The 6,539-nt window shown below is 41.5% G+C and carries 8 protein-coding genes; 7 read left to right on the top strand and 1 reads right to left on the bottom strand.

Features of this window, described 5'->3' with window-relative positions; genetic code table 11:
- The first annotated feature begins 144 nt into the window (after positions 1-144).
- The 5 genes from minD to Q0I54_RS08390 all read left to right on the top strand — a co-directional run bounded on the left by minD (position 145) and on the right by Q0I54_RS08390 (position 4,033).
- On the top strand, positions 145-948 hold the full coding sequence (gene minD, locus Q0I54_RS08410) for a septum site-determining protein MinD (protein ID WP_296117943.1): 804 nt from the start codon (positions 145-147) through the stop codon (positions 946-948).
- A gap of 19 nt (positions 949-967) precedes the next feature.
- Positions 968-2,098 carry an FtsW/RodA/SpoVE family cell cycle protein gene (locus Q0I54_RS08405; protein WP_296117942.1) on the top strand — a complete coding sequence of 377 codons (1,131 nt, stop codon included), beginning with the start codon at positions 968-970 and terminating at the stop codon, positions 2,096-2,098.
- Positions 2,098-2,493, top strand: coding sequence for a methylglyoxal synthase (gene mgsA / locus Q0I54_RS08400; RefSeq protein ID WP_294783020.1), 396 nt, complete (start codon positions 2,098-2,100; stop codon positions 2,491-2,493). The genes Q0I54_RS08405 and mgsA overlap by 1 nt, the downstream gene beginning before the upstream one ends.
- Complete coding sequence (locus Q0I54_RS08395) at positions 2,477-3,466, top strand: D-alanyl-D-alanine carboxypeptidase family protein (protein ID WP_296117940.1); 990 nt, start codon at positions 2,477-2,479, stop codon at positions 3,464-3,466. The genes mgsA and Q0I54_RS08395 overlap by 17 nt, the downstream gene beginning before the upstream one ends.
- A gap of 147 nt (positions 3,467-3,613) precedes the next feature.
- A complete protein-coding gene (locus Q0I54_RS08390; RefSeq protein WP_296117939.1) occupies positions 3,614-4,033 on the top strand; it encodes a twitching motility protein PilT in 420 nt (139 codons plus the stop codon).
- Between the two features lie 72 nt (positions 4,034-4,105).
- On the opposite strand, the gene Q0I54_RS08385 is transcribed toward Q0I54_RS08390, so the two are convergent.
- Complete coding sequence (locus Q0I54_RS08385; protein ID WP_296117938.1) at positions 4,106-4,318, bottom strand: DUF378 domain-containing protein; 213 nt, start codon at positions 4,316-4,318, stop codon at positions 4,106-4,108.
- Between the two features lie 85 nt (positions 4,319-4,403).
- Between Q0I54_RS08385 and Q0I54_RS08380 the strand changes: the two genes are divergently transcribed.
- Both Q0I54_RS08380 and Q0I54_RS08375 read left to right on the top strand, forming a co-directional pair.
- Positions 4,404-5,816 carry an HlyD family efflux transporter periplasmic adaptor subunit gene (locus Q0I54_RS08380; protein WP_296117937.1) on the top strand — a complete coding sequence of 471 codons (1,413 nt, stop codon included), beginning with the start codon at positions 4,404-4,406 and terminating at the stop codon, positions 5,814-5,816.
- 30 nt (positions 5,817-5,846) lie between these two features.
- Positions 5,847-6,539: a YggS family pyridoxal phosphate-dependent enzyme gene (locus Q0I54_RS08375; RefSeq protein ID WP_296117935.1), complete on the top strand. Its 693-nt coding sequence runs from the start codon at positions 5,847-5,849 to the stop codon at positions 6,537-6,539.

The raw sequence follows: 6,539 nt of genomic DNA, 5'->3' as shown, positions 1-6,539 counted from the left end.
TCTAACAGCTTAAGCAACAAGATGGATAATTCCTTACTGGCTGTAAGGGATATTAACCATAAATATATTGTAGTAGTGAGAAGGATAAAAATATTATCACATTACAAAAGATAACAATGGGAAGAAAAAGGAGGAATCTTTTGTATGTGTGAAATTATTGTTGTAACATCTGGAAAAGGCGGTGTGGGAAAGACCACAACAACGGCAAATCTCGGGGCAGGACTTTCCATGCTTTGCAAAAAAGTGCTGATGATCGATACAGATATCGGATTGCGGAATCTGGATGTGGTCATGGGACTGGAACACCGGATCTTGTATAATCTGGTGGATATTATCGAAGGAAACTGCCGGATCCGGCAAGCTGTAATCCGTGACCGGCAATTCCCGGGATTGTATCTGATCCCGGCAGCGCAGACGCGGGATAAAAGCGCAGTGACACCGGAGCAGATGGTAAAGCTTCTGCAGGAACTGCGGGAAGATTTTGATTACATTCTGCTGGATTGTCCGGCGGGAATCGAACAGGGATTCCAGACCGCCATTGCAGGTGCGGATCAGGCACTGGTAGTGACCACACCGGAAATATCTGCGGTGCGGGATGCAGACCGGGTTATCGGGCTGCTATTTTCCGCAGGCATTTCGGATGTGAAACTGATCATCAACCGGATTCGCCCAGAGATGATTGCTCAGGGACAGATGCTTGGGCTAAAAGACATCGCAGATATTTTGTGTGTTGGCATTATCGGTGCGGTCTGTGATGATGAACATGTAGTGATCTCTACCAATAACGGCTGTCCGCTGACCGGGACACAGACGCTGGCCGGTCAGGCGTATGGCAGAATCTGCAGACGTGTGCTGGGAGAAGAACTTCCATTGCCACAATTTGATATAAAACACAGACGTCAAAAAAAACAGCGCAGAGGCTGGAAAAAGAAATACATAACAGGATAAAATAAATCGGAGGAGTTCTATGTTTAAGCAATACAAAATAAAAAACTACAGATTTCGGCTGGTAGTATATGTCATACTGCTGTGCATTATCGGTGTTATGGTAGTTGGAAGTGCAAAACCGTCCCTTCAGAACAAACAGATTGTAGGAGTAGTTGGCGGTCTGATCGTTATGGTTATTACCTCACTGATCGATTACAGTACGATATTGAAATTCCGGCGACTAATCTATCTGTTGGCTGTTGTGTTGCTTGGCGTGATATTTATTCCGGGCGTTGGCGACAAAACCGGTGGTGCAACCCGTTGGATTCAGGTGACCCCAAGTTTTAAATTTCAGCCGTCAGAACTTTGTAAAATCCTGCTGGTTATATTTTTTGCAGGATTTTTCATGAAGTATCAGGAACAGCTGAATACCTGGAGGATTCTCGCTTTAAGCCTGATCCTTATTGGTATTCCACTTTTACTGATCGTCAAAGAACCGGACCTTTCCACAACCATCGCGACGACAATGATTTTCGTTACCCTCTTGTTTGTTGCGGGATTAAGTTATAAAATAGTAGCAGGTGTACTGGCACTTGGTGTTCCGGTAAGTATCATCGGTGTGATACTGATACTGAAGCAGGCGCTTCCGTTAAAAGAATATCAGTACAGTCGTATATTGTCCTGGCTTCAGCCTTCAAAATATGCGGATGACGCTTACCAGCAGCAAAACTCCATTATGGCCATTGGTTCCGGTCAGTTATGGGGAAAAGGATTGAACAACAGTTCTATTGCATCTATGAAAAACGGTAATTTTATTTCCGAACCGCAGACAGATTTCATTTTTGCGGTAGTTGGGGAAGAACTTGGATTTATCGGCTGCCTGATTGTAATTATATTATTGCTTTTAATCGTTTTTGAGTGTATACTAATTGCGAAAAATGCAAAAGATCTTGGTGGAAGACTGCTCTGTTGCGGCATAGCTGCGCTGATCGGATTTCAGAGTTTCATTAATATCTGCGTTACAACCGGCCTGATGCCGAATACCGGCCTGCCGTTACCGTTTGTCAGCTATGGTCTGACATCGCTGTTAAGTTTGTTTATAGGTCTGGGACTGGTGTTAAACGTCGGTCTGCAGGCTCGAAAATATCACGGATTGGGGGACATAGAATAATGAACATAGGACTTATCGCGCATGACTCAAAGAAAAAGTTAATGCAGAATTTCTGCATTGCGTACCGAGGAATTTTAGGAAGAAATTCGCTGTATGCCACAGGAACCACAGGAAGGCTGGTTGAAGAAGCGACCAATCTGTCTGTACACAAATATCTGACCGGTCAGCTGGGAGGCTCTCAGCAGCTGGGTGCGGATATTGAAAATAACTATATCGATCTGGTGATCTTTCTGCGTGATCCGCTGACCGCAAGATCGCATGAACCGGACGTGGACAATATTGTCCGTTTATGCGATATTCACAATATTCCGTTGGCCACAAATCTGGCAACAGCAGAATTATTGATACATTCTTTAGACAGAGGAGATCTTGACTGGCGTGAAATGTACAAATAAATATAAGATTTTAATCCTGGTAGTATTGTCTTTATTACTGCTGGGTGGATGTAAAGAAAGAACCGATGTGGCAGATGCATACGATGTTTATGCCACATCGGACAGTTATGCCCTGACGCAGACTGATTCACAGGAACTTCCGGGATTACTCGCTACTGATCTGTGTGTTGGTGGCACTGAAAATTCTACTCCTGCGGATGGAATAAATGCAGATTATGCGCAGACTGCAGCTGTATTTTCCGTGGATGATCAGGAAATTACATATGCACAGAATATTTATCAGAAAATGTACCCTGCAAGTACGACAAAGATTCTGACTGCGTATATTGCATTGAAGTATGGAAAACTGGATGATGTATTGACCGTTTCAGACGAAGCCATCAGTTCTCTGATGATGGGATCTTCTATTTGTGGATTAAAGCCGGGAGACCAGCTGACACTGGATCAGGCATTATATGGGCTGATGCTCTGCAGCGGAAATGATGCTGCGAATGTAATTGCGGAATATATTTCCGGTTCTGTAGACAAATTTGCAGAACTGATGAACCAGGAAGCACAGGCACTTGGTGCAACACAATCTCATTTTGTGAACCCGCACGGACTGCCGGATGACAATCATTATACGACTGCATATGATCTCTATCTGATCTTCAATGCAGCGGTACAGAATGATGATTTTGTGAAATATATTTCTACCAAGAAATACAGTACCTCTTATACAGATGCGAATGGAGATGCGGTTGATCAGGTCTGGTTTAACACAAACGGCTATCTGAAGGGCCGTTATGATGCACCGGAAAATGTGACTGTCGTTGGCGGCAAGACCGGAACCACGGATGTAGCCGGAAACTGCCTTGTATTGTACAGTAAGAGCAGCAGCGGAAAGCCATATATTTCCATTATATTGAAGGGAAATACCAAGAGAGAACTTTATACGCTTATGACAGAACTTCTCACCAATTATTCAAACTAAAGTCACCCCTTTTTTAGAATTAACGGTTGTATTTTAATGGTGGATATACTATAATGAATTCATAAACAGCCAGATCTTTTTATAAGAACGATCACATATTTTATGAGGATTATAAAAAGAAAGAGGCAGAGGTAGGAGGATAAAATTATGGTTGAAATTATTGCCGGCAAAAAGGGAAAGGGAAAAACAAAATATTTATTGGATAAGGTAAATGCTTCTGTAGAAGCTGCTTCCGGTAATATTGTATATTTGGATAAAAGTCAGAAACATATGCACGAGTTATCAAACAAAGTACGTTTGATTAACGTAGCAGATTATCCGATTAGCAACTGTGATGAGTTCCTTGGATTCATTTGTGGTATCGTTTCTCAGGATTATGATCTTCAGGAAATGTATCTTGACAGCTTCCTTACAATTGCAAACCTTGCAGATGATCAGCTTGTACATGCAATTGAGAAACTTGATATTATCAGTGAGAAATTCAATGTTAAATTCATTTTAAGTGTTTCAAAGGATGAGGCAGATTTGCCTGAGTGTGCAAAAGCAAGACTGATTGTTTCTTTATAGAATCGATTTTTCAGGTGTCTTAAGGGGGAATAATCCTTAAGACACCTTTTTGTTGTATGGAATTATTTCTTTTCAGGCATCGTTCATGGAGCGAATCCGTCCGAATGCGCTGATGAGATAGATACCGCTGATTCCGACCAGAGCATAGATGACACGGGAAAGCCAGCTCATATTTCCAAAGAGAAAGGCAATCAGGTTGAAACGGAAGAAACCGACCAGCCCCCAGTTCACTGCTCCTACAATGATAATGGCAAGTAAAATATTGTCTAAAATTTTTGTGTTCATCGTTTTTCCTCCTTCTGACAGGGAGTATTCCCGTGAAAGGGGAGTTTATACATCATATATCAATAAAATGGAAAGGACGACCGAAATGAAGAAAAAAAAGCGTAACATTGTTCCGTATCGCAGACGCTTTCATCTGAATATCGGCATTATCATATTTGCCTTTGTGTTCGTTTATTTTGTAATCTATCTGATTTCCTATCTGACACAAAACAATATCTCTGTCTATGAAGTTCAGAATGGACGGATTGCAAAAAATAAATCTTATACCGGGCTGATCATTCGCCAGGAAGAGGTCTTTTATGCGGACGATACCGGGGCAGTCAATTATTACAAAAAAGAAGGCGACAAAGCAGGATATAATGATCTGATCTGTTCCGTGGACAAGGCCGGAGATATTTCCCAGGAAATTTCACATGCAGGTCTGGATACCGCAAATCTTTCGGAGGAGGAGTTGTTAAATATCCAGAACAGTATCACAAACTATATCTCATCATATTCTAATACACAGTTTTACAATGTGTATTCTTTTAAAGATGGTGTCGATGCACAGATTCAGGAAAACCTGTATATTAATGCGTTAAACAGTTTGTCTGATCAGACTACTTCCGCAGTTTCACAGAATACGTTTTCGTTTGTGCGGACATCTATGGATGGTATTCTGGCATTGTATACCGATGGATATGAAGGCGTTTCAACCGATTCCTTTACCGCAGATATGTATAATCCTGCTTCCTACAGTAAGACAAATCTGAAAGGAAATGCACAGGTAAAATCCGGACAGGCGTTATATAAGATTGCTACCAGCGAAAAATGGTCTATCATGGTTCCTGTCAGCAAATCTGAGGCAAAAGAATATAAGCAGCAGATCAGTGAAGGCTCTGATTCCTTTATTCTACATGTGAAATTCCGCAAGGATCACACGGAGACGAATGCGACAACTTATGTGCGCAAAATTGATGGAAGTTATTTCCTACAGCTGGATCTGAACAATTCCATGATCCGCTTTTTATCCGACCGTTATATCGAAGTGGAACTTGGATCCGATGAAAATCAAGGTCTTAAGATACCAAATACAGCCATTGCAAAGAAAGAATTCCTTGTTATTCCGAAAAAATACATCGGAAAAGGAGATAATTCATCCAGTAACGGTGTGATCAAGATCACAAAAGATAAACACGGAAAAGAAAGTGCAGAATTTGTAACAACAGATCTGTATTATGAGACCGAAGATGCATATTATGTATCCGAAAACTCCCTGTCAGTTGGAGATACGATTCAGCTTCCGGACAGTAATGAACAGTACAGTATTAAAGATACTGCAACGAAGGAAGGCGTGTATAATATGGACAAAGGTTATGCGATTTTCCGTCTCATCGATGTTCTGGCTGAAAACGAGGAATACACCGTCGTGAAAACCGGAACAAAATATGGAATTTCTTTGTATGATCATATTGCTTTAAATGGAAATGAAGTAAGTGAAGGCGAATTTATGAACTAAATGGGAGAATATCAGGCAGGAGGAATAAAAATGCTGAGAGAAAATTTACAGAAAGTGGAAGAAAATATAGAAGCAGCGTGTAAACGTGCGGGCAGAGACCGCTCCGAAGTGACTCTGATCGCTGTAGGCAAGACAAAACCGGTGGAAATGCTTCAGGAAGTGTATGATACCGGAATCCGTGAATTTGGTGAAAACAAAGTGCAGGAAATGATGGATAAATATGAGGTTCTGCCGAAGGATATTCACTGGCATATGATCGGACATCTTCAGAGAAACAAAGTGAAATACCTGATGGGAAAAGCGGCACTGATCCATTCTGTTGATTCTCTGAGACTGGCAGAAGAGATCAGTGCACAGTCTGTCAAACATAATGTAACTACAGATATCCTGATCGAGGTAAACATTGCAGGTGAGGAATCGAAATTTGGTACTTCAAAGGAAGAAGCCATTGCTCTGGTAGAGGATGCTGCTAAGTTACCGAATATTCATATCTGTGGTCTGATGACGATTGCACCATATGTGGATGATCCTGAGGATAATCGTAAATATTTTAGGGGAATCCGCGAATTATCTGTTGACATCAAAGAGAAAAACATTGATAATGTAGACATGTGTATTTTGTCCATGGGAATGTCCGGAGACTATGAAGTAGCGATTGAAGAAGGTGCTACCATGGTTCGTGTAGGAACCGGTATTTTTGGGGCACGAAATTACAATATTTAA

Origin of the sequence: uncultured Eubacterium sp. (assembly GCF_934295145.1) — a bacterium.
Classification (GTDB): domain Bacteria; phylum Bacillota; class Clostridia; order Lachnospirales; family Lachnospiraceae; genus Eubacterium_I.
Note: the sequence above shows the minus strand (reverse complement) of the source record. Positions and strands in the feature narration are given on the sequence as shown.